This window comes from Actinomycetota bacterium (assembly GCA_035536535.1).
Taxonomy (GTDB): Bacteria; Actinomycetota; JAICYB01; order JAICYB01; family JAICYB01; genus DATLNZ01.
Genome location: DATLNZ010000154.1, coordinates 1 through 21989 on the forward strand (window position 1 = coordinate 1; position 21989 = coordinate 21989).

Here is a 21989-nt window from a genome sequence, read left to right on the forward strand (position 1 = left end):
GGATGCCCAGACATGCCCAAGGACCGAGTACTTCATTGCACCCCGTGGCCGGCGCTGGGTAGGCACCATAGCTCCCCTCGACGGTGCGCTCCACCCTGCTGGTGGCCTGCGCAGGCACGACGGCACCGGTCAGCAGGCCGAAAGCCAGGAACGTGACGAGTATCCGCCTCACGGTGTCTCCTCTTGCCGACTCTTCGACCCCCGGGGGCCGGAGGCGCAGGAACTTCCCGCCAGGCACAGGTTCGACGCGACGCGCCGGCTTCCTTCCGGAGGCCCAACCACTCCTCTCGTCAGCCACCGCCTGAAACCTTCGGGGGCGGCTTGCTGTCTCCTGCTGGAGATTGAAAGCTACGGAAGGTTGGACAGCGTGACCCTGATCGTCCCAGACGTCTTGATGCTGTCCGTGGCCGGACAACCATTGAGCCCCGGGAGCGGGACCGGCCCCCTGCCCAAACCGAGATCGAACTCGAGCCCGCTACCCGGTGTGAAATAGATGGGCTCGCTCGTCTCGCCGCAGAAGTGATTCACGGTTGAGCCACCGTCACTGCGAACCTCGACGTAAACGGGCTGGCCGTGCGTGTCGGTCACTTTGGCGGTGAAGTAGGCCTCAGTCGCCTCAGTGGGGATGCCCAGACATGCCCAAGGACCGAGTACTTCATTGCACCCCGTGGCCGGCGCTGGGTAGGCACCATAGCTCCCCTCGACGGTGCGCTCCACCCTCGTGGTGGCCTGCGCAGGCACCACGGCACCGATCAGCAGGCCGAAAGCCAGGAACGTAATGAGTATCCGCCTCACGTTGTCTCCTCTTGTGCCCCTTCGACCCGCCGGGCTCGGAGGCGCAGGAACTTCTCACCAGACACAGATTCGACGCGACACACCGACTTCCTCCGGAGGCCCACACCACTCCACTCGTCAGCCACCGCCGGAAACCTCCGGGCGGCTTGCTGCCTCCTGCTGGAGATTGGGCGCTACGGAAGGTTGGACAGCGTGACCCTGATCGTCCCAGACGTCTTGATGATGTTGGCTGGACAAGTGTGCCCCGAGACCCGCCCGGTGGCCAAACCGACATAGATCTCGAGCGTGCTACCCGGTCTGAAATAGACGGGCTCGCTCGTCTCGCCGCAGAACTGACCTACGCGAGAGTCACCGAACACCTCGACGTAAACGGGCTGGCCGTGCGTGTCGGTCACTTTGGCAGTGAAGTAGGCCTCAGTCGCCTCAGTGGGGATGATCAGGCATGCATAAGTACCGAGTACTTCATTTCAGCCCGTGACCGGCGCTGGGTAGGGGCCATAGCTCCCCTCGACGGTGCGCTCCACCCACGTGGTGGCCTCCGCAGGCGCGACGGCACCGATCAGCAGGCCGAAAGCCAGGAACGTGACGCACGGACTTCCTTCAGAACGCCAACTCCCGACGCACTCGCCACATTCGGATGCCTGAGCCCAGCGTCAGCAGGAGGCCGACCACAAGGGCGTAGATGGACGCAACCCGGGCCCCCGCAGTGACCGTCCGCACGGACTGGGACGCCGGCACGACGGACCGGCCGGCGCGCCAGACGGGGGCCTCGTTGAGGACATCTGCCTCTCCAGACTCTGCCTCGTCATCCTCGCTGATGTTGTCGTTCTCCACAGAGGCGTCGCCGCCTGAGGAGACGATTCCGGTGACCTGGCTGCCTGCGACCGCATCTCCGGTCTCGGCAAGCCCGTCCTGGGAAAGCTCAGCCTCGTTGTCCCCATCGTGCAGGATGCAGGCGTTGATCTGTGTGATCACGCCTTCCTCCAGGCACTCACCGGCGGCGTCGGCAATGCCGTCGCCATCGGTGTCAACATCGGGAACGATCACGCGGGGGCCCACATCTACGTTTGCGTAGTTGTGAACCGTGGCGTTTCCGGAGCGAGCCTCGGCGTCCTCCGAGCGGTTTGAGTTCCGCACGGAGATTTTGCCGGGGCCACTGGAAACGATCCCGGTGACCTGTCCACCGGCGACTGCGTCACCGGAGCGAACCTTGGCGTTCTGGTTCACTTCGGCTTCGTTGTCGCCCTCGTGGACGATACGGGCTGTCGTGGGTCCCGACGAGGGCTCGTCGTGGCTGGACTCAGCCACGGGAGCCGGGCCAGCGTGGGAGTTGGCGTGGTTGGTGCCACCGCCGTCTCCCGACTGGGCCTCGGACCCACTCGTGTTGTTGTTGGCCTCTGCCGACTGCGCAAAAGCTGCGCCTCCGGAGAAGAAGCCAAGGCAGGCCAGCGCGCCGACCACCAGCAAACGTGCCAGTGTTCTGCGTCGCATGGTCTGTACGTTCCTTTCGCTCCTCCCCCCGGTCCTTCCGGGGGGCGTACTGCTCAACCAGTGCTTTGCAACTGCAAAATGCCTTGCGGACTGCCACTGCACTGCGGTGGTGCTCCTGCGGGACTGCCCTTCGCCCGGAATGGGCCCCCGCAGCAACCGGTCCGGCTCACGCCGGTCCGGCGAAGATCAGAAAGGCACCGCGCGACGTCCAGCCGTGCGGCACCGACCACATGTGTAGCAGACCGGGTCCAGGAACACAAACAACCTGCACCGCCGGCGGCCGGACTCCCGGGCCCGGAAAAGAAGAAGGGGGCCCCGGAGGGCCCCCTTCTCGAGCTGTACGCCCTAGCGGGCGAAGCTGAACCGCAGACGGCGGAGGAAAATGCCACCGCCGGACAGCGCTGCCATACCCATAGCCAGCATGTCGCCAACGTTGACACCCGTGGTCGGGAGCTTGTTGGGAGCGTGGCCGTGGCCGTGGTGCTTGTGGTGGTGCGCCTTCTTGGTAGGCCCAACCAGCTTCAGCGCCGGCAGGTCCAGAATCGCGCGGCCCTGAGCGTCCTCACACGCGCGCAGCGCGGGGAGGTCCATCAGGTCCTTGACGCAGGGACCGTGAGCGGTGTCACCGAGCTCGCCCACAGCCGCGGCCTTCAGGCCGCCGTCGGTGGCGTCGTCGGCAAGACCCGTGGCCGGACCGAGGTCGACGGTGTCACCATCGTCGTCATCGTTGTCCGCCTGGGTGCTGACGCTGCCATCCGTGTCCATGTTGACCGTGCCGTTCGCGAAGCTGGACGTAGCCAGCGCCATCACGAAGAGCCCGATCAGGGCGGTCATGAGGATCGCCCTGTACCTCTTGTTCATTCAGTAGCTCCTTTCTGGAACCGTCGCTTGCACTTGGAATCCTTACTGATGTCCCAGAACCTAACAGAAGGTCCCGGTAGTTGACAACATTTATCCGGGGGCTATCACATCCCCGGCATAAAGGAACTGGGGCAGGTCCTCGTCCCCCGCTCCGGACGTCAGCAACGTCGCGCGGCGGTCGAGGATGACCACGGCACCGAGAATCGCCGCCAGGAACATCGGCGGCGCCGTCTCGCCTCCCGATCCGACCGCCACCTGGCAGGCACGGATCATCTCCCCGAGCAGGGCACGGAACTTGGACATTCCGAGCCTCACCGGGTCCTGCGTGGACGGCGACGCACCCGGCGCGCCGTCTGACAGTCCCGGTGTCGAAGAGCGGTAGGAGCTGGCTGTGGACGATTTGGATGCTATTGAGCTTTTTGATGTCTTTGAGTACTTCGACGTCGCTGGAGTGGCCTTGTCGGCGGTGGCCCGGACAGGCCCCGGCGGCGCGACCGTCGGCGGCTCGACCGTGGCCGGGGCGGCTTCGGCCTGTGGCTGAGGCTGGACGGCTGGAGGTGCGGCTTCGGGCGCGCTCGCAGCCGGAGCCGCCTGCCGGGGCATCCTGCGGCCGGCAGTCGAAGCGGGCTGGGCCGGCTCAGAATCCGCGGCCGGCTCGCTGCCGGAGCCAGGGATGGCCTTGAGGGCGTGGGGGGTGTAGGGCTTCTCCAGGTCCGCGAGATCGGCGGACGCGGCCGAGGCGAGCCAGAGCAGCGCGGCAAAAGCCACGCCCGCCACAAGCCCTGCCCTGCGTACCGCTCTCACCGATCTATCTCCTTCCACGTACGCGACAAAGGGCAGGCCGCACCGCAGGCCTGTCCATCTGTGGGCCAGCCTAATCGCCGCCCCTGCTGAAGGTCAAACCTCCTAGGCCCCCGGCCCCGGAGGGTATCTAGAGGAAGCCTCGCAAAAAGCCGGCCACCCAGATGGCGACGGAGACGGCCGCAAAGAGCGAGACAAGCGCGGCGACGGTCCATTCCGGGGCCGGTCTGGCCGCCAGACGAAGCAAGGGGTCGCGCAGCCTCCGGAGCCGGGGGTCCAGCTCCCGCACGGGCGTGACCGGTGCCACCGGCTCGGCCGGGGGGTCCGCCGGGCCCAGCAGTACCGCGGCCAGAGGTCCTGCCACGGCGGCCGCGGCCAGGACGCCCACCAGGGCCAGCAGCGGTCCGGTCCGCAATGCGAAGCCGGCTGAACCGGGTGGCGCCGAAGAGGCCAATGCCAGTCCCAGAAGGCCTGTCATTGCTGCGGCGGCGCCCACGGCGCCGGAGACGAACCGTGTGGGGCCGTCTTTGGGAAGCCGACGGCCGGGGCCGGCTCGGACGGTTCCGGCGATGCCCAGCAGGAGGATAGCCGCCACGACCGCGCCTTCGAGGCCGCCGGTCCGGACGGCGGCCAGCACCGCCACTGCACCTCCGGCCCAGATAGGGGAGCCGAGGCCGGGCCCCTTCGCCAGGCGGCCGAGCCGGGATTCCTCCGGGGCCGGAGATGTCCGGTCCCGCGGCGACGAGGTCTCCCACGACCCCTGCAGGTGCAGGAAGTGCAGGCAGGTGCCTGCCCCGAGGGCGGCCCAGACCCACCACAGAGGGTGCCGTCCCAGGAGGGCGGCCCCGATGAGCGAACAGGTCAGCCCCATCTCGCGAACCGCGTCGGCCGCTGCCCGGCTCCGCAGAGCCGTGGCGGCCGCAAAGGCGGCCGCTCCCCCGAGCAGGAGCCCATGGCCTGCGGAGACGCCCGCGTAGGAGGCGAGGACGAGGGCTGCCAGCGCCTGGCCCCGGACGACCACCAGCGCCGGACCGGCCGCCCGACCCTCAGCGTGTCCCGCCATCAGGGCCTTGACCAGGGCGGTCGCGGCCAGACCCAGCCCACAAACCACCGGGAGTGGGTCGCGCCACGAGACGAACCCCCCCTGAAAAACCGCCCAGCCCACCGCGGCCACAAACGGGACGTCGGCAGCGACGACGCCTGCGGACCAGATGCGGCCGGTGGGAACTGGCCTCGAGGCCGCTGCGGCTGCGGACGCCAGCACCCACGCAGCGGGCACGATGGCGGCGTTGGCCGACATCGCGGCCACGAGCGCGGCGGCGAGTCCGAGCGCCGCCAGCCCAAGCTCGCGGCCCGGCGAGGCCGTGGCGGCGACGAACGCGCCGGTGGCGCAGGTCCAGAACGCGACAGCAGCAAGTGGCTCCGGCAGGGCAACCGACGCCGCCGCCGCCAAGGCGAAGGCCGCGGAGGCCAGTGATCTTGCGCCCAAGACCAGCGCCACGGCGGCCGCAGCCAGGGACGCCAGCGTCACGCTGCCGCCAGGCCCACGGCGCCGAGTCCCGCCGCGGCCAGCAGCCCGGGGACCCATCCGGGAAGACGTCGCGCGGGCCGGCCGCAGGTCGCGGCGACTGTTCCTGCGGCCGCAGCGGCCCCGGCCCACCACACCAGGGACCCGGCCAGAGGCGAATCACCGGCACCGGGTACGGCCAGCGCGGCGACGACAGCCAGAAGGACCACGGCGGACGACGCCGCCACTGGAGGCCGGGGCGACAAGAGCCCCTGCCCGCGCGCCTCCTCCAGCACGGCCGCAACCAGCAGCACGACGCTGCCGGCAGCCGTCAGGGGGGGACCTGATGCCAAGGTGGGGGACAGATGGCGTGTGGCCGCGGCGATGTCGCCGAGCCCCAGCGACCCCCAGTGGAGCCCGGCGGCGACGCAGGCAAAGGCCCAGGCCACGCCGGGGGCACGGCCGTAAAGGGTCCTGATGCACCAGACGCCGGCGATGAGCCAGAGGATCCCGGCCTCCACGCCGGCCAGTCCCGCGGCGCAGGCCGCCAGCGCACCGCCTACAGCGGCCCTGCGGATCACCGCCTCGGGGCTTACCGGGACGCCTTGCGGCCCCGGCCGGTCCCACCGTGCCCGACGATCATCTGAAAGCGCAGGTGGTTCCACCCGCAGTCAGGGCACACCTCCACCGTGTACAGCTTGGCTTCCCGCAGCTTCATCAACGGGGAAAGGTCCTGGGTCGGCCAGATCCGGCCATTGTCCCGCTTCAACTCGTCAGAGAACACGTAGGAGACCAGCTTGACGCAGCCCTTGGCACAGACCGGACACGGGTCCTGCGTCTGCTCGCCCGAATAGCCTGCGGCGCGCAATAGGTCCGGGTGGGCGTCGCAGATGTCCCGGCGCTGGACGCGTCCAGCGCGGAAGTCGCGCAGCACCGCCTGCACGGCCAGCCGGTAATCGACCCTCCCCTGCATGGTCCGGCCATTGTGCACGCCGGGGGGCCCGGCGGCAAGGGCGCCTCAGGGCCGGGCGGGGAATACGAAAGGGGCCCCCGGAGGGGCCCCTTTGCGTGCCTCGCTAGCGGGAAGCTAGAAGCCGAGGACCTGGACCGTGAACGGGGCTGTGTCCGGGGCAAGGTTCCCGGAGGTGTCCTGAGTGCGGGACGTGATCTCCCACTCACCCGCCGGTAGGACCAGCTCGAGGGACCATCCGGTCGAGCCGGCCTCGGGAGACTCCATCACGGCGGTGCGGCCGAAAGTGGCGCCGGTGTCCACGTTCTTGCCCATGATGTAGACGAACTGCACGCCGGAGGTGCCGCTGGGGTCGGTTGTGGCTCCGGTGAACACCACGTCCGAGAGGGTAAACAGCAGGGCGTTCACGGAGACGAACATGGTGCCGTCGGCCTGGTCGAACGAGGTCTGAGGCGCCACGAGGTCAAGCGTGGTGGAGTCCACCTTGGTCGTGACGTTTTGGATCTCGTTGGTGATCGTGCCGGTCGCCGTCAGCAGACCCTGTCTCAGGGTGGTGGCATTGAAGGTGAAGGTCCGCAGCTCCACTGACGAGATGGCTTCGATCTCCCTGACCTCCGAAACGATGCTGTTGGTGCCGTCCGACAGGGTGACCTGGGCCAGCAGGATTCCGGTAGCCGTCGCCGGGTCGGGGTCGAGCCGGACCTTCAGCGCGGTCCCGTTAAGCGTGTCCTGCGCGTTGGCGCGGTTGTCCACGTGACCCTTGGCCGGGAACGGCTTGGTGCCGTCGGCGTTGTCGGCTCCGTCCAGGATCTCAAGGCCGAGCTTGCCGGCGGTGATCTGCAGAATCGCCGTGTCGGTGGCGGAGGAGGCGTTTCCGGCGATGTCGGTACCGGTCACGGAAGCCACGATGTTGCCGTCCTGGAGGGCCCCGAAGCAGGCGAGACCGATGGTCGCCGAGCCGGTGGCCGCCTGGTCCGCCATCGTGCAGGCCGCCGGGGCCGTGGAGGCCTCGTTGGCCAGCGTGACCTGGGCAAGGGCCGTGTCGGCCGTCCAGTTCAGCGGGATACCGGCAGCCGCCTCGGTCCGAAGGATCGTGTCGGGGTGGTCGAGGTCGATCGCCGCCGGAGCAACGGTGTCCTTGACCGACCCGTCGTCAAAGGGATCGGAGCGGTTGCCGAACTCGTCGATCCAGACGGCCCTGAGAGCGAAGTCACCCTGGGGCAGGGCGGCGGCGCAAGCCGGCGACAAGGTGCTCTCGCCGGTGACTTCCACCGCAAACGGCCCGCAGGCTGCGGGAACTGCGTTGGACGAGTCCACAAACGAGATTTCGGCGCCCACGGCGTCGGACCCACGGGCCCTGGTCCAGTTGACGGGCAGGCCAGCGGCCGCATCGGCCGCGTTCACGTAGCCGTCACCGTCCAGCAGCATGGCCGTTCCCGCGAGCGGGGGAGCGAGGTCCACCGTGAAGGAGCGGGTGGAGGAGGGACCCTCGTTGCCTGCTGCATCGACGGAGACAACGGAGATCGAGTGCGCTCCGTCCGAAAAGGGGATGGAGGCGGTCCAGTCACCGGCGCCATCGGCAGTGGCCTCGTGCAGCTGTGTCGCGCCTTCCAAAACCTTCACCTTGTCGCCGGCGGCAGCGGTGCCGGCGACCGAGATGGGAGACCCGCCGACGGTCACGCCCTCAACGGGGGCCGAAATGACCGGCGCGGCGGGGGCGACGGTGTCCTTCAGGGCCGAAGTGGCGCTGGTGGACCCCGTGTTGCCCGCTGCGTCCGTCACAGACGCCGTGGCGTCGAGGGTGCCATCGGCCAGGCCGGAGAGGTCGGAGGAGATGGAAAAGGCCCCGCTGACCGGGGCAGATGCCGTGACGGCGGCAGTCGTGCCGTCGGCGTCGTCGATCGAGAGGTTGATCGTTCCGGCGTCGGCGTCACCCGTGGTGGGGACGGAAGCCACGTTGGCGATGTTGGCGGTCGCCAGCTGCACGGAGGGCGGGGCCGGCGAGACGTTGTCCTTGGTGGTGGCTGCCGATGTCACAACTCCGGAAGGAGTCGTTCCGTCGGTCCACTCTGCCTTGAACGTGAATTCCCCTTCCGGCAGGCTTGCGGCGCAGGTGGGGTTGACGGCACCGGATCCGGTTGGGCCGACAGTCCAGGGTCCGCAGCCGGCGGGAATGCCGCCGGAGGCGTCCTCGAACCACACGTCGGCGGACGTCGCCGCGGGGTCCAGGTTCTCCCAGGATGCCGGGATCCCTGAGGCCGTCTCGGCCGCGTTCATAAACCCGTCTCCACCGTCATGGATGGTCAGGGTGCCGGCTCCGACTGCGAAAGCCTGCGACGGCAGGTTCACCACCGCGAGGGCTACAGCGAGTAGGAGCGCGCCGAGCACGGCGCGCGGGCGGGATCGCGAAGGCCCAATGCTCGAGTTGTGATCAAGCTGCGACATAAGCACTACCCCCTTGCCACGGTCTTCCGGCACGTGCCGTTGAGACCCTGAAATCGGCGGAAGCTCGTCTGACGAGCGGTAGTGTGAGCGCACCCCCGCCGTCCGGCTCATTTCCGAAGCCCAACCGGGCTCGGGGCTTCATTCTCCGGACTCCCGGGGATTCCTCTTTTTCTTGTCCGTCGCCGGGGGTGAGGCCTCTCGGACAGAGCGCTGCGGCGACCGGTCCCAAGCCCGCGGACGTGCGAAACGCTATATCGAACCGATATATTGGTTCGACATGACGACGTCGTCGCTCGAGATCGCGGTGCTGGGCCTTCTCAAGGAGGGCCCGATGCACGGCTACGAGATCAGCCGGCGGTTGTCCACAACCCTCGGCCCCCTGTGGACGATTTCGTTCGGATCCCTCTACCCGTGCCTCAAGCGGCTGCGCAAGAGCGGAATGGTCCGCGAAACCAGGGCCGAGGGGGCCCGTCTGCGCCGCAAGACGACCTACGAGATCACGACCGAGGGCGAGACCTTCTTCTTTGAGCAGCTCGAGCACGGAGCGGTCTACGACACCGACAGGTTCAGGCTGAGGTTCGCCTTCTTCCGGTACCTGCCCACCGAGTCGCGCATCGGTCTGATGGAGAGGCGCCGGGCTTACCTGCAGGAAAAGCTACTGGAGTTCAAGGAGTCGCTGAGGTCCGCCCAGGACCGGATCGACGCCTATTCGTTGTCCCTGATCAACCACGGCGTGCAGGCCACCGAGCAGGACATCAGGTGGCTGGAGGAACTGATCGACCAGGAACGGGCGAGCGACAAACGCCCCCCGAAGTCAAGGAGGACCTGAGATGGGCAAGGTACGTGTGGGAATCGTGGGCGTCGGCAACTGCGCCTCTTCTTTCGTGCAGGGGGTCGAGTTCTACCGGGACTCCAACCCCGATGACGTCATCCCCGGGTTGATGCACACGGTCCTGGGGGGGTACGGCGTCGGCGACATCGAATTCGTGGCCGCCTTCGACGTCGACTCGGCAAAGGTGGGGATGGACCTGTCCGAGGCGATCCTCGCCGAGCCCAACAACACGATGAGGTTCGCGGACGTGCCGGCGGCGGGGGTTCGCGTCGCCAGGGGCCACACCTTCGACGGCCTCGGCCAGTACTACCGGGGTCAGGTGACCGAGTCCGACGAAGAGCCGGTGGACGTCGCCCGCGCCCTCAGGGATGCCGGTGCAGACGTCCTCGTCAGCTACCTGCCCGTAGGGTCGGAGCTCGCCACGCGGTTCTACGCCGAGCAGGCCCTGCAGTCTGGAGTCGGGTTCGTCAACTGCATCCCGGTGTTCATCGCGCAGGACCCCGAGTGGGAGCGCAAGTTCAAGGAGGCGAACCTTCCGATCGTCGGCGACGACATAAAGTCGCAGGTAGGCGCCACGATCATTCACCGTCAGCTTGCCAAGCTGTTCGAAGACCGGGGGGTAAACCTCAACCGCACGTATCAGCTCAACTTCGGCGGGAACATGGACTTCATGAACATGCTCGAGCGTGAGCGGCTCGCCTCCAAGAAGCTGTCCAAGACGAATGCGGTCCGGTCGAACGTCACCCAGGAGATCGAGGACCGTGACATCCACATCGGGCCATCGGATCACGTCCCGTGGCTTTCGGACCGCAAGTGGGCATACATCCGGCTGGAGGGCAGCGGGTTCGGCGGCGCTCCGATGTCCGTCGAGCTGAAGCTGGAGGTCTGGGACTCTCCGAACTCGGCGGGCGTCGTCGTAGACGCCGTCCGGTGCTGCAAGGTCGCCTTGGATCGGGGGGTGGGCGGCGCGCTGGTCGGACCCAGCGCCTACTTCATGAAGTCACCCCCGGCCCAGTACCCCGACGAGATCGCGCGGATCATGACCGAGGAATTCATAGCGGGCTGAGTACGGGGCACGTCGCCGGTCCGGCCTTCAGGCGGGGGCGCATGCCCTCATCGTCCGCAGTGCCGCGTCCCGCGTGGGCCAGAACGCATGGACGGCCGGTGTCGTCACCCCGGCGGCCATGTAGGAGTCGATCCGGGATCTGACGCGATCCCGGTCACCGCTGACCACCAGCGCGTCCAGCATCCTGTCCGAGATGGCCTCCCGGGCCGCCTGCCTGTCCCGGGCGGCGAAGGCCTCCCGGACGCCTCTGACGCAGTCACCGAAACCCTGCCAAGTGAAGAACTCCGCGTAGCCGCGAGCGATCACATACGCCGCGAATGCTCTGGCGAACCCGTCGCGGGCGGCGTCTTCGTCTTCGCCTACACAGGTCTGGAGCCTGATCACGACCTCAATCGAGTCCGGATCCCGGCCCACCGACAGTGCCCCCGCCCGTACGTGCTCCAGCGCCGCCGGCACGAAGTCCTCGCCCACCATGTTCAGCACCACGCCATCGGCCAGCTCTCCCGCCAGCTTCAGCATTCCGGGATTGAGGGCGCCGAGGTAGATCGGCACGGACCGGGGAGGCGGAGGCACAATCCGGAAGCCGCGAACGCGCACGCAGGAACCCTCGTAATCAACCTTCTGTCCCGTCAGGGCCAGCCTGAGGACCTCAATGGTCTCCCGGGCGCGGCGCAGCGGCGAGCCGGAGGGCTGCCCGTTCCAGTCCGAGACGATGGCCGGAGACGACACTCCTATCCCGCAGATCCCCCGGCCGCCCGAGACGCCGTCCATGGTGGCGGCCGCCATGGAGAGCATGGCGGGACCCCGCGTGTTGACCGGAACCACCGCCGTCCCCAGCCGCAGCCGGCTTGTAACGGCAGCCACCGCCGAGCCGAGAGCGAAGGCGTCATTGCCCGCCACCTCCGCGATCCAGCAGGAGTCGTACCCCAGCGACTCCGCCTCCCGCGCGTAGGCCGGAACCTCGGAGAGCGCCAGACCGGGCGGTGGGAGCGAGATCGCGACCGTCATCGCAGGTAGGCTAGCCCGGGCGCGCCCGAGACCGCCTATCGAGGTCATCTCACCATGAACAGGGTCATCAGAAGAGGCTCGTCCGAGCGCCGGAAGCGCCTGGCCTTCCGGCTGCTCCTGCCCACGGCCGTCCTGGGTGTCGTCCTGGGGGCCACCTTGGCGGCGAGGGACGGGGGCTCCACGGCCCCCAAGCCCACGACGACCCGTCGGCCCAGCCCGTCACCGATGTCTGAGCAGAAGCTGGCCTCGCTACGCGTGAACGAGCTCGGCAGGGTGCCGGTGATCGAGTGGCACGAGGTGGGGGAGGCCGAGAGCCGGTGGAAGGTGACGCGCAAGACCTTCAAGGAGCAGCTCCAGCGGCTCTACGACGGAGGCTACCGTCCGGTGACGGTGGCCGACTTCGCCGACGGCCGCTTCGACATCCCTGCGGGGACGACGCCCGTCGTCCTGACCTTCGACGACGCCGACCGGCAGCAGTTCTACTTCGGCGAAAACGGGCAGCCGCATCCGGACTCCGTGGTGGGGATCCTGAGGGACTTCGCCCGGACGCACCCCGGCTGGCGCGAGACGGCCGCCTTCTACATCTACTGGCCCCTGCCGTTCCGGGAGAAGGACCGGGTCCCCCAGAAGCTGAAATGGCTGGTGGACAACGGCTACGAGCTCGGCAACCACTCCTACGGCCATGACAACCTGTCCTCGCTTGACGACGAGGAGGTCCAGCAGTCGCTGGCCCGGCTGCAGGAGGAGGTCGAAAAGGTCATCCCCCGGTACCGGCTGCGCAGCCACGCTCTGCCGTTCGGCCTGTGGCCCAAGGATCGCAGCCTGGCCGTCACCGGCATCTGGGAGGGGAAGAGGTACAAACACGACGTGGTCCTGCTCGTGGGGGACGAGCCGGCATATACGCCGCACCACACCCGCTACGACCCCACCAAGGTGATGCGGGTCCAGGCCTTCCCGCCCGAGTTCGACAAGTGGCTGAACTGGCTCGATTCCGGACCGCGCCGCTTTGTGTCCGACGGAGACGCCGCGACGATCTCCTACCCGCGGGAACGACAGGACCAACTGAGGCGGGTACGCGGGTTCAGCGACCGCGCCTACGGCTCTCCGGGGCCCGCCGCTTCTTCAGGCCCCCCCGCCACTTCTGGCCCCACCGGATCTTCGCGGCCCGCCGGGTCTGCGTCGTAGGCAGCCTCGGCCTCTTCGGCGGCGCGGCGGGAGGCGTCCGCCACCGACATGGCCTCCTCGGCCGTCCTGGCGGGGGTCAGGTCCTGATCGCGCCCCCACGCCTCCAGCGCGTCGTAGGCCTCTTTCCGGCCCATCGGCCCGGACTCGATCCGCAGCTCGAGCAGGTGCTCCAGCGCACGGCCGACCGTGCGGGAGGGCTTCAGGTCGTACAGCGCCATCACGTCATGGCCGTCCAACGGGGGCCGAAGCCGGGACAGCTCCTCACGCTCGGTCAGCTCGGCGATCCGGAGTTCGAGTGAGTCCATCCGTTCCTGCAGCGCGCGCGCCTTGGCCGGGTTCCGGGTGGTGCAGTCGGCCCTGACCAATGCGTTCAGCTCGTCCAGCAGGTCGCCGGCATCCCGGACGTACCTGCGGACGGCGGAGTCTGTCCAGCCGAGCTTGAACGTGTGAAACCTCATGTGCAGAAACACCAGTGTCCTCACCGACTCCACAACCGACGAGGAGAACCTCAGCTCCCGCAGCCGCCGCTCGGCCAACTTCGAGCCGACCACCTCGTGGTGGTGGAACGTGACGGTGCCCCCCGGGCCGAAAGCCCGTGTCGCCGGCTTGCCGATGTCGTGGAACAGCGCCGCGAGCCTCACCACCAGTTCCTGGGGGACGCGCTGGACCACGGCGAGCGTATGGCGCAGGACGTCCTTGTGCCTGTGCAGCGGGTCCTGCTCCATCGCCAGGGCCGGCAGCTCCGGCAGGGCATGGTCCGCCAGCCCCGTGGCCACCATCGCCTCCAGGCCCAGGTCCGCCCTGGTGCCGACGATCAGCTTCGCGAGCTCGTCGCGCACCCTCTCCCGGGAAACGATTCCGAGACGCTCCCGCATGGTGGCAATCGCGCCGAGAACCTCCTCGGCGACCTCGAATTCGCCGGCCTCGCCGGACAGCGTCGCTGCGAACCTGCAGGCACGCAGCATCCTGAGGGGGTCGTCACTGAAGGCCTGCTCGGGCGAGCGGGGGGTGCGGATGACGCGCCGGGCGAGGTCCTGGATCCCGCCGAAAGGGTCGAAGACCTCGGCGGATGGGGTCCGCACCGCCATCGAGTTGATCGTGAAGTCGCGCCGGGACAGGTCCGACTCGATGTCGCGGGCGAAATGGACCTCTGGTTTGCGTGAATCGGCCGGATACCACTCCTCGCGGTAGGTCGTGATCTCGAGCCTGTTGCCTCGAACCGCCGCGCCGACCGTCCCGAACCGGACCCCCTGCAGCCACATCTCCGAGGCCCGGCCGCGGAGCACGTCTATGACCTCGGAAGGCTTGGCGTCGGTGGCGAAGTCCAGATCCGGTTCAGGCCGACCCAAGAGGGCGTCGCGTACGGCGCCTCCGACCAGCCAGAGCTCGTGTCCCGACGCCTCGAACAGCTCCCCGAGTTCATAGCGCAGGGAGCCGGGCTCGACCAGAGAGGGCATCCTCGCCGCGGACATGCTGACAGCCTACGTTGGCTGGAGTCCGCTCCCGCCGCTGAAGTTCAGATCAGGAGACGCCTGCCTTTTTAAGGGCCACCTTGAAGTCGTGCGGGTTGGATGCGGCGTGCAGGGCGTCGTCCAGCGTGACCTCGTCGTTGCGGTACAGCTTCATCAGCGCCTGGTCAAAAGTTTGCATCCCGTAGTACTCGCCCTCGGCGACGATGTCCGGAATGTTGCGGGTCTCGTCGGGGTCGATGATCGCGTCGTGGACCCTGCCCGTGCTTACGAGCACCTCGATGGCGGGAACCCGTCCCTTGCGCGTCTTCGTCGGCAGGAGACGCTGGGACACGATCCCCCGCAGGGCGGTGGCGAGGGAGTGCCGGATCTGCTTCTGCTGCTGGGACGGGAAGAAGTCGATCACGCGGTTGACCGTCTCGGCGGCGTCCACAGTGTGCAGGGTCGAGAGGACGAAGTGGCCCGTTTCCGACGCCGCCAGCGCCGCCCACACCGTCTCCGGGTCGCGCATCTCACCCAGGAAGATGACGTCGGGGTCCTGACGCATCGCGTGCCGCAGCCCCGCTGAGAACGACTCGGTGTCCGTTCCGATCTCGCGCTGGTTGACCAGGGCCTTTTTGTCCGTGTGGAGGATCTCGATGGGGTCCTCCAGGCTGACGATGTTGCAGGACCTGGTCGAGTTGATGTGGTTGATCATCGATGCGCACGTGGTCGTTTTGCCAGACCCCGTCGGTCCGGTCACCAGGACCAGGCCCCTGGGCTCCTCGGCCAGCCGCTTGATGATCGGGGGCAGGTGCAGCGAGTCGATCTGGGGAGGCGCGGGAGCAACGCGCCGCAGGACCATCCCGACCGCGCCACGCTGCCGGAACACGTTGACCCTGAACCTGCCGAGACCGGTGACGTTGTAGGCGAAGTCCGCCCCGCCTATCTCATCCAGTTCGGCCTCCAGCTTCGCCGGCAGGATCGTCCGCGCCATCTTGTCCGTCTCCGCCGCAGTCAACTTGGGCAGGTCGGTCGGCAGCAGGTCGCCGTGGACACGTATCACCGGAGGCTGACCGGCCTTGACGTGGAGGTCGGAGCCCCCACGCTCGACCGTCAGGCGCAAAAAGTCATCGAGCTTCGTCATCGTCTCCTCTTCCAGATGAGCATTACCTCTAATCGACCGGTGAACCGGCGGGCTTGACGATTGTCCCTGCTATGACAGGTGCGCTGCGGCCCGGTCCACCCACCGGTGTGCCTCGGTGGCTCCCGGGAGCGCACCCACCTCATCGGGAGGCACGCCCACCGGTTCAGCCTCCCCGACCAGCGCCGAAACAGTCGACGCGGACGACCACGAGAGCGCTGACAGGTCATACCCCCCTTCCAGCACGCACAAAAGTCCCGGGCCGATCCGCTGCAGCATGCGGGTGAATCGGTGAAACGCTCCAGCGGTCAGCCCCATGAGGCACACGGGGTCCCGGACGTGGGCGTCGAACCCTGCAGACACGATCAAAAGGTCGGGGTCAAATTTCCGGGCGGCCGGGACGAACACCTCCTCGAAAGCCCGCGCGTAAGCGTCCTCTCCGGAGCCCGCCGGCAGAGGCACGTTCACGGTCAGTCCGTCCGCGGAGGCTCCCCCGGTCTCCGTGACGTCGCCGGTGCCCGGGTAGAAGGGGAACTGGTGCACCGACATGAACAGCACCTGGGGGTCCTCCCAGAAGACGTCCTGCGTTCCGTTGCCGTGGTGGGCGTCCCAGTCCAGGATCGCGACCCGGGCGGCTCCCCCGTGGTGGATCGCCCAGCGCGCAGCGACCGCGGCATGGTTGACCAGGCAGAAGCCCAGCGAAGCTCGCACGGCCGTCCAGGCCGGCTGGGACAGCGGTCCGTCGTAGGTGGCGTGGTGGCCGGGGGGCCGGGCCACCACAAAGGCCGACGACCACCTTCCGTCCAGGATCCGGGCGGCGGCCTCGACGGCAGCGCCGGACGAGACCAGGACGGCGGCGAGGCTCCCGGAGCCCATCCGCGTATCCAGGTCCACCCGGCCACCGCCCGCGTCGTCGATCTCCCACAGCAGACGGACGTACTCAGGCGAGTGGGCCAACTCCAGCACTTCCCGGGGCACCGCTTCCGGCTCCACGCTCTCTAGCCTGCGAGCTAGGCCCGTCCGGTCCAGGTGCTCCAGGATCGTGCTCACCCGCGAGGGCTGCTCAGGATGGGCCGTCCCGGCGTCATGTCCGAGCGTCGCCTCGTGGGCGACCAGTCCGACGACGGGTGAGCGCGCCGCAGGCTGCTCGTCTCGCGTCACCACGGGTCGAAGGATAGGCGCGCGGCCGAGGCAGGGTTCGGAGCAGCGGGCCCGGGGCGGTGGGGAACGAGGCCCACTCTTCGACGGCAACGGGCGCATACTGGCGGCGCCATGCCGTCCGTTCCTGCCCGCCCCGGCCCGGACTCCGGAGCAGCCGACCCCAAGACCTGGCCCGTCCGTGTGGCGACCTCATCCGGCGGCGTCGCCGTCAGCACGGAGGGACAGATCCCGCATGTGGCGCTCATCCGGACCACCTCCCTCAAAGGGCGAACCGTGTGGGGTATCCCGAAAGGTGCCGTGGAGCCCGGTGAAACCCCGCAGCAAGCCGCCGTCCGGGAGGTTTTGGAGGAGACGGGGTTGCGAGTAGAGGTCGTGTCGGAGCTCGAGCCGCTCAACTACTGGTTTGCCTGGGCCCCCGAGCAGGTCCGCTACCGAAAGACCGTGCACATGTTCCTGATGCGGGTAACCGGAGGCACACCGGTACCTCAGCTCGAGGAGGTCGAGGAGGTGCGCCTGGTCCCCATCCAGGAGGCGATGCGCAAGGTCACCTACACGTCCGAGCGCAAGGCCGTGCGCGCCGCGGCCGCGATCGTTGCGTCTTGGTGAGATTGGCGGCCGCCGTGGCCATAGGCTTTGTGTCGGGTGTGGCCTCCGGAGCCTTCGGCATCGGCGGTGCGCTCCTGTCCACGCCCGGGCTGCGGGTCGTGCTCGACACCCCGGCTCTGGTCGCGGTGGGCACAACGCTGCCGGTAGTGGTGCCGACGGCTTTGACGGGACTGGTCACCTATCTCAGAAAGCAGCTCGTCGACGGGCGCTCGGCGGCCTACGCGGCCGCATCGGGCTGCGTGTTCGCCGTGGCGGGGGCGTTCACGACCGAACTCGTCGAGGGGGAACTGCTGCTGGTTTTGACGGCGGCCCTGATGCTGCTTCTTTCGCTTCGCATGATCAAGTCCCCGGGTGCGCGACAGCCGGCCTCGGCACCCACGCCCGCCGTGCTGCTTGCGATAGGAGCCGCGTCGGGGTTCCTGTCGGGTCTGCTCGGGATAGGTGGAGGAGTGATCCTCGTGCCGGTGCTGTCGGTTTTCGTGGGCCTGCCAGTGAAGACGGCGCTGGGCACCTCGCTTGCTGTGGTCGCCGCCCAGTCCATCCCGGGGTCGGTGGTCCATGCCGTCCTCGGCAACATCGACTGGGTGCTGGCGGGCGCGCTGACGGCGGGCGTCATCCCAGGGGCCAAGCTCGGATCGAGACTGGCGGTCAGAAGCCAGGAGGCGACGCTGCGTGTGGCGGTGGGGGTCGGAATGGCGGCAATGGCAGTGGTATTCGGTGCGGTGGAGATGCGAAAGCTGCTCGGCCAGTGAGGTGGAAGCGTCTCGGGCGGCGGTTAGGCGCCGGCGTGTGCTCGGTGGCGGTGGCGTCGATGTGTGCATGGCCGATGCCCGTGCGGGCGCAGTCTCAGGCTGAGGCCCAGGCTCGCAGTGACCTTGCCGTTTCGCTGGTCGAGATGCAGCCGTGGTTCGACCCTCAAACGCCTCTGCGTCTGCGCATCGAAGTCACGAGCCGCTCGAGACCGCTCACCGACACGACGGCGACGCTCGCCGTTCATCCGCGCGTGCGCAGCCGCGGGGAACTCGCGCGCGTTCTGACGGGCGAAAGGGCGCCGCCGGTTCTCGTAGAGCGGTCATATGAGGTGCCAGACGCGCGTGCCGGGACGCCGGTGTCCATCGACATGGTCAACGAGCCGCCCGCGCGCAGCCTGCAAGGGCTGCAGGACGGGGTTTATCCCGTCACCGTCGCCGTCTCCAGGCGAGGGACACCGAGACAAACGCTGACCACCGCGGTCGCAATACTCCAAGGCCCCGTTTCTCCCCGGATGAGCGTGCTCACGGTGGCTCTCTTCTCTCCCACGCCGGTGCTGAGGCCCGATTGGTCCGTGCCGCGAAACGCGAGGCGCCGGCTCGAGGGTCTGAAGCGGCAGCTGGAGTCGCTTTCACCGGAAGACTCACCGGCCGTAGTGGCCGTGAGCCCGCTTGCGGCGGAAGAGCTCCGGGTGTTCCCAGCCGGGGAGGCACAACCTGCGGCTCATGCGGCGCTGGAGGCGTTGCGGACCGTAGTGGGCCGGTCGGAACTGGCGACCACGCCGCTGTGCAACTGTCAGCTCCCCCACCTCGACGATCTCGATCTTCAACTGCCGGAGCAGTTCGAGCTTGGCCGTGAAGCCGTCCGCAGGGCCTTCGAGGCCGACCCGATCCCTCTGGTCATGCCCCCAGACCTTGTGGTGGACGCCGAGACGCTGCGGGCACTGGAGGCCAACGGCCACACGGCGTCGGTTGCAGCCTTCGACGCCCCGACCGGGCTGACGCCTGCCGAGGCCCTGAGGACCGGCGGCCTGACCGTGCTTCCTGCCGACGCACGCATCAACGAACTGTCTTCGGCGGCACGGTCTCCACTGGACGTCAGCCGGGTGGTCGCCGAGACGGCGATGGTCTATTTCGAGAGCCCCGGGCGGGAAAGGACCCTCGTCCTGGTGGTGGACGCGACGGCTCCCCGCGCCGCCGATCTTCTCAGCGCCTTTCGGAGGGCCCCGTGGCTTCAGGCGGTGAGCGCGGCTCAGGCGGCCGCGTCTGCCACGAAACGGCAGATCCCCGTGCTGCGGCGTGCGGACCGGCCAACCCAGCCGTACAGGCGGGATCTGCGTGAAGCCCGGGAAGCTGTGGACCTGTTCGCGTCGTACACCTTGCCTGACAACCCTGCCGTCCCACACTTCCGGCACGCGCTGCTAGCCGCCGCGGGGACCGCCTGGTGGAACGAGGACTGGGCCGCCGGGACTGCCTCCGCACGCTCGGTGACCGAGTCGGTCAGGAGGCAGAGGTCGCTGATCACGACCACGGATTCGGGCCCCGTCACGTTCACGTCCAGAAGAGGCGGCGTCCCGGTGACCGTCGGCAACAGAAGCAGGTACCGGGTGCGACTGGTCGTCGAGGTCGAATCGGCAAAGCTCAAGTTCCCCAGAGGCCGCTCGAGGGCGCTTGAGGTGTCTCCCCCGGGTCAGACGGTCACGTTTCCGGCGCTCACGGAGGCGACGGGGACGTTTCCCGTCCGGGTGACGCTTCGAACTCCCGATGGGCGCGTCGTGGTGGAGCAGTCGGAGATCACCGTGAGGTCCACCGCGGCCAACGTCCTCGCACTCGGCCTCACGGTGGGGGCGGCGGCGTTTCTCGTCCTGTGGTACGCGAAAGGGCGCGGACGCCGAACCCCCCGGGGGCGGGCCGGTCCTCCGAATGGGGCCACGGGCTGATGCAGGAACGGAAGCTGTACCGGGCGACCGTGCTGATGACGGCCGGAACGGCGCTGTCGCGCCTGACGGGCCTCGCTCGTGTCGCTGCGCTTACATATGCGCTCGGCGTCACGGGAAGCCGTCTCGCCGACACGTACAACATCGCGAACACGCTGCCGAACATCATTTTCGAGCTGTTCCTGGGGGGCGTGCTCACCTCGCTGCTCGTCCCGGTGGTCATTTCCATGCGGTCGGAGGGGCGTTCGGACGTCTCGGGGCTGGTCACCTCGTCGCTGATCGTCCTGACCGCGCTGTCCGTCCTGACCATAGTCGCGGCCCCCCTGCTGATCCGCGTCTACACCCTGCGCATCGACGCCGCCGTGAGGGACGAGACGCGGGAGCTCGCCACGTTCCTGCTGCGGTGGTTCGCGCCGCAGATCCTCTTCTACGGCCTATCGGCCATCGGCGAAGCCCTGCTCAACGTGCGCCACCGATTCGGCCCCCCGAAGTTCATCCCCGTCCTGAACAACCTCATATGGGGCGGCACGTTCCTCGCATACGCGAGGCTGTTCGGCGAACAGGGCCTGTCGCTTTCGCCGGGGGCCAAGACGCTGTTGGGGGCCGGAACGACCCTGGGTGTTGTGGTGCAGGGACTGGCGTACCTGCCTCTGCTCCGACAGGACAGGCTCCGGTTCCGCCCAGACTTCTCGGACCCGGCGATCCGATCGATGCTTCGGCTGTCCGGGTACGTGATGGCCTACGTGGTGGTGAACCAGATAGGGCTGTGGGTGGTGATACAGCTGGCCCAGTCGGTCGCCGGTGGCGTCACCGCATACCAGGTCGCGTTCATCTTCCTGCAGCTGCCTCATGGACTTTTCGCCGTCAGTTTGAACTCCGCGCTGCATCCAGACTTGTCGGCGGCAGCCGTAGGCGGCGACTGGGACTCCTACCGGAGATCCTTTGCGGCAGGCGTGCGGGGGACCGCCTTTCTGCTGGTCCCGGCGGCCGTCGGCTATGCGCTGCTTTCTAGGCCGTTGGCGAGGATGCTGCTGGCCCGCGGGGCGTCCGGGGTCCGTGACGCTGACGCCGTTGCCTCTGTTCTCACCGCGTTCTGTGTCGGCCTGCCGTTTTTCTCGCTATTCCAATTCCTCACCAGGTGCTTCTACGCGCTGAGGATCACGCGCACCCCGACGCTCGTCCGTGCCGCCGCCGTCGCGGTCCATGCCGCTGTGAACGTCCCGCTGTTCACGGCGCTGGGCGTGCCCGGGCTCGCGCTCGGCCACGGCATCTCGTACGCCTTCGGGTCGATTGTGCTCTGGGGCTTGCTGAGCGGGCGCGTACAAGGCGGGCTTTCGGCGCAGGCGCTCGTCTCGCCGGTCGCGCGAGTAGCCGCCTCCGCCGCCGCGATGGGCGCGGGGGTGTGGGCTATCGTGGCGTGGCTTGGGCAAGGTCCGTTCGCCGTATTGGCGGCGACCGCCGCCGGGGCTGTACTCTACCTTGTGTTTTCGCAGGTCACGGGCCTTACAGAGGGACGGATGCTGCTGGAATCGATCCGCAGGACTCCCGCGCCGGCCCCCACCCCCGAATGACGACTGTGCGAAGGGTCATCGCCGCTGAGGCTGGACAGGTCTCCGCCTGGCTCGTGAAGATGCTGCTGGCCGTCGCGGTGGTTGGTTTTATCGTGCTCGAAGGCGGATCGCTTGTGTTCAACCGACTCCAGGCACCCGACATTGCGGCTACGGCGGCACAGGAAGCAGGACTCGTCTACTCCAACTCCAACGTGTTCGAAGCCGCCAAAGCGACGGCCGAGGAGTACGTGACCAAGAACGGGGGCGAGTTCGTCGAGTTCAAGGTCGATCCCGTTGGGCGGCGGGTGTCGGTTCGGATGAAAAAGACGGCCAAGACGTTCGTGGTCAAGAAGATCGAGCGGCTGCACCCGCTGGCGGTCGTCGAGGTCACCGAGTCGGCTCCTTTGCGGACCTAGCCGGGAAAGGAAACGTC

21 protein-coding genes are annotated in these 21989 nt (G+C 68.2%); 8 read left to right on the plus strand and 13 right to left on the minus strand.

Annotated features, from left to right (window positions below):
- Positions 1 to 348: 348 nt before the first annotated feature.
- The 9 genes from VNE62_10060 to VNE62_10100 all read right to left on the minus strand — a co-directional run bounded on the left by VNE62_10060 (position 349) and on the right by VNE62_10100 (position 8774).
- On the minus strand, positions 349 to 795 hold the full coding sequence (locus tag VNE62_10060; GenBank protein HVE92623.1) for a hypothetical protein: 447 nt from the start codon (positions 793 to 795) through the stop codon (positions 349 to 351).
- A 173-nt stretch (positions 796 to 968) separates the two neighbouring features.
- The gene (locus VNE62_10065; GenBank protein ID HVE92624.1) at positions 969 to 1190 is read right to left on the minus strand and encodes a hypothetical protein; all 222 of its coding nucleotides are present in this window, start codon (positions 1188 to 1190) and stop codon (positions 969 to 971) included.
- 205 nt (positions 1191 to 1395) lie between these two features.
- Positions 1396 to 2286 carry a hypothetical protein gene (locus VNE62_10070; protein HVE92625.1) on the minus strand — a complete coding sequence of 297 codons (891 nt, stop codon included), beginning with the start codon at positions 2284 to 2286 and terminating at the stop codon, positions 1396 to 1398.
- A gap of 345 nt (positions 2287 to 2631) precedes the next feature.
- Positions 2632 to 3147, minus strand: a complete 516-nt coding sequence (locus tag VNE62_10075) for an LPXTG cell wall anchor domain-containing protein (GenBank protein ID HVE92626.1) — start codon at positions 3145 to 3147, stop codon at positions 2632 to 2634.
- 90 nt (positions 3148 to 3237) lie between these two features.
- The gene (locus tag VNE62_10080; GenBank protein HVE92627.1) at positions 3238 to 3951 is read right to left on the minus strand and encodes a hypothetical protein; all 714 of its coding nucleotides are present in this window, start codon (positions 3949 to 3951) and stop codon (positions 3238 to 3240) included.
- 127 nt (positions 3952 to 4078) lie between these two features.
- The gene (locus tag VNE62_10085) at positions 4079 to 5479 is read right to left on the minus strand and encodes a hypothetical protein (GenBank protein ID HVE92628.1); all 1401 of its coding nucleotides are present in this window, start codon (positions 5477 to 5479) and stop codon (positions 4079 to 4081) included.
- Entirely contained in the window at positions 5476 to 6036 is a 561-nt protein-coding gene (locus VNE62_10090) for a hypothetical protein (protein HVE92629.1), read from the minus strand. The genes VNE62_10085 and VNE62_10090 overlap by 4 nt, the downstream gene beginning before the upstream one ends.
- 11 nt (positions 6037 to 6047) lie before the next feature.
- The gene (locus tag VNE62_10095; GenBank protein ID HVE92630.1) at positions 6048 to 6428 is read right to left on the minus strand and encodes a DUF5318 family protein; all 381 of its coding nucleotides are present in this window, start codon (positions 6426 to 6428) and stop codon (positions 6048 to 6050) included.
- A gap of 114 nt (positions 6429 to 6542) precedes the next feature.
- The gene (locus tag VNE62_10100; protein HVE92631.1) at positions 6543 to 8774 is read right to left on the minus strand and encodes an Ig-like domain-containing protein; all 2232 of its coding nucleotides are present in this window, start codon (positions 8772 to 8774) and stop codon (positions 6543 to 6545) included.
- Positions 8775 to 9147: 373 nt separating this feature from the next.
- On the opposite strand from VNE62_10100, the gene VNE62_10105 reads away from it, so the two are divergent.
- Both VNE62_10105 and VNE62_10110 read left to right on the plus strand, forming a co-directional pair.
- Positions 9148 to 9699 (plus strand): helix-turn-helix transcriptional regulator, encoded by a 552-nt coding sequence (locus VNE62_10105; GenBank protein HVE92632.1) that lies wholly within the window; start codon positions 9148 to 9150, stop codon positions 9697 to 9699.
- 1 nt (position 9700) lies between these two features.
- The gene (locus VNE62_10110) at positions 9701 to 10768 is read left to right on the plus strand and encodes an inositol-3-phosphate synthase (protein HVE92633.1); all 1068 of its coding nucleotides are present in this window, start codon (positions 9701 to 9703) and stop codon (positions 10766 to 10768) included.
- A 27-nt stretch (positions 10769 to 10795) separates the two neighbouring features.
- Here the strand turns inward: VNE62_10110 and VNE62_10115 are convergent, their stop codons facing one another.
- On the minus strand, positions 10796 to 11776 hold the full coding sequence (locus VNE62_10115) for an LLM class flavin-dependent oxidoreductase (protein ID HVE92634.1): 981 nt from the start codon (positions 11774 to 11776) through the stop codon (positions 10796 to 10798).
- A 54-nt stretch (positions 11777 to 11830) separates the two neighbouring features.
- Here VNE62_10115 and VNE62_10120 point away from each other — a divergent pair, with 54 nt between their 5' ends.
- Positions 11831 to 12961: a polysaccharide deacetylase family protein gene (locus VNE62_10120; protein HVE92635.1), complete on the plus strand. Its 1131-nt coding sequence runs from the start codon at positions 11831 to 11833 to the stop codon at positions 12959 to 12961.
- Here VNE62_10120 and VNE62_10125 read toward each other — a convergent pair.
- The 3 genes from VNE62_10125 to VNE62_10135 all read right to left on the minus strand — a co-directional run bounded on the left by VNE62_10125 (position 12871) and on the right by VNE62_10135 (position 16717).
- Entirely contained in the window at positions 12871 to 14433 is a 1563-nt protein-coding gene (locus VNE62_10125; GenBank protein HVE92636.1) for a CCA tRNA nucleotidyltransferase, read from the minus strand. The two genes, VNE62_10120 and VNE62_10125, sit on opposite strands and share 91 nt — an antisense overlap.
- A 49-nt stretch (positions 14434 to 14482) precedes the next feature.
- Positions 14483 to 15556: a PilT/PilU family type 4a pilus ATPase gene (locus tag VNE62_10130; GenBank protein HVE92637.1), complete on the minus strand. Its 1074-nt coding sequence runs from the start codon at positions 15554 to 15556 to the stop codon at positions 14483 to 14485.
- Between the two features lie 69 nt (positions 15557 to 15625).
- A complete protein-coding gene (locus tag VNE62_10135; GenBank protein HVE92638.1) occupies positions 15626 to 16717 on the minus strand; it encodes a histone deacetylase in 1092 nt (363 codons plus the stop codon).
- Between the two features lie 108 nt (positions 16718 to 16825).
- Between VNE62_10135 and VNE62_10140 the strand changes: the two genes are divergently transcribed.
- Genes VNE62_10140 through VNE62_10160 form a run of 5 tightly spaced genes read left to right on the plus strand, consistent with a single transcriptional unit; the run spans position 16826 to position 21972 of the window.
- A complete protein-coding gene (locus VNE62_10140; GenBank protein HVE92639.1) occupies positions 16826 to 17320 on the plus strand; it encodes an NUDIX domain-containing protein in 495 nt (164 codons plus the stop codon).
- Entirely contained in the window at positions 17317 to 18072 is a 756-nt protein-coding gene (locus VNE62_10145; protein HVE92640.1) for a sulfite exporter TauE/SafE family protein, read from the plus strand. Before VNE62_10140 ends, VNE62_10145 begins: the two co-directional genes overlap by 4 nt.
- Positions 18069 to 20009 carry a DUF6049 family protein gene (locus VNE62_10150; GenBank protein HVE92641.1) on the plus strand — a complete coding sequence of 647 codons (1941 nt, stop codon included), beginning with the start codon at positions 18069 to 18071 and terminating at the stop codon, positions 20007 to 20009. The genes VNE62_10145 and VNE62_10150 overlap by 4 nt, the downstream gene beginning before the upstream one ends.
- The gene (gene murJ, locus VNE62_10155; GenBank protein ID HVE92642.1) at positions 20009 to 21577 is read left to right on the plus strand and encodes a murein biosynthesis integral membrane protein MurJ; all 1569 of its coding nucleotides are present in this window, start codon (positions 20009 to 20011) and stop codon (positions 21575 to 21577) included. Before VNE62_10150 ends, murJ begins: the two co-directional genes overlap by 1 nt.
- Positions 21574 to 21972 (plus strand): hypothetical protein, encoded by a 399-nt coding sequence (locus VNE62_10160; protein ID HVE92643.1) that lies wholly within the window; start codon positions 21574 to 21576, stop codon positions 21970 to 21972. Before murJ ends, VNE62_10160 begins: the two co-directional genes overlap by 4 nt.
- Positions 21973 to 21989: the final 17 nt, after the last annotated feature.

Bases quoted from the DNA above. Each gene is read 5' to 3' on its own strand.
- VNE62_10070 (HVE92625.1), bottom strand. From the start codon at position 2,286: ATGCGACGCAGAACACTGGCACGTTTGCTGGTGGTCGGCGCGCTGGCC.
- VNE62_10075 (HVE92626.1), bottom strand. From the start codon at position 3,147: ATGAACAAGAGGTACAGGGCGATCCTCATGACCGCCCTGATCGGGCTC.
- VNE62_10095 (HVE92630.1), bottom strand. From the start codon at position 6,428: ATGCAGGGGAGGGTCGATTACCGGCTGGCCGTGCAGGCGGTGCTGCGC.
- VNE62_10105 (HVE92632.1), top strand. From the start codon at position 9,148: ATGACGACGTCGTCGCTCGAGATCGCGGTGCTGGGCCTTCTCAAGGAG.
- VNE62_10110 (HVE92633.1), top strand. From the start codon at position 9,701: ATGGGCAAGGTACGTGTGGGAATCGTGGGCGTCGGCAACTGCGCCTCT.
- VNE62_10115 (HVE92634.1), bottom strand. From the start codon at position 11,776: ATGACGGTCGCGATCTCGCTCCCACCGCCCGGTCTGGCGCTCTCCGAG.
- VNE62_10120 (HVE92635.1), top strand. From the start codon at position 11,831: ATGAACAGGGTCATCAGAAGAGGCTCGTCCGAGCGCCGGAAGCGCCTG.
- VNE62_10125 (HVE92636.1), bottom strand. From the start codon at position 14,433: ATGTCCGCGGCGAGGATGCCCTCTCTGGTCGAGCCCGGCTCCCTGCGC.
- VNE62_10130 (HVE92637.1), bottom strand. From the start codon at position 15,556: ATGACGAAGCTCGATGACTTTTTGCGCCTGACGGTCGAGCGTGGGGGC.
- VNE62_10140 (HVE92639.1), top strand. From the start codon at position 16,826: ATGCCGTCCGTTCCTGCCCGCCCCGGCCCGGACTCCGGAGCAGCCGAC.
- murJ (HVE92642.1), top strand. From the start codon at position 20,009: ATGCAGGAACGGAAGCTGTACCGGGCGACCGTGCTGATGACGGCCGGA.
- VNE62_10160 (HVE92643.1), top strand. From the start codon at position 21,574: ATGACGACTGTGCGAAGGGTCATCGCCGCTGAGGCTGGACAGGTCTCC.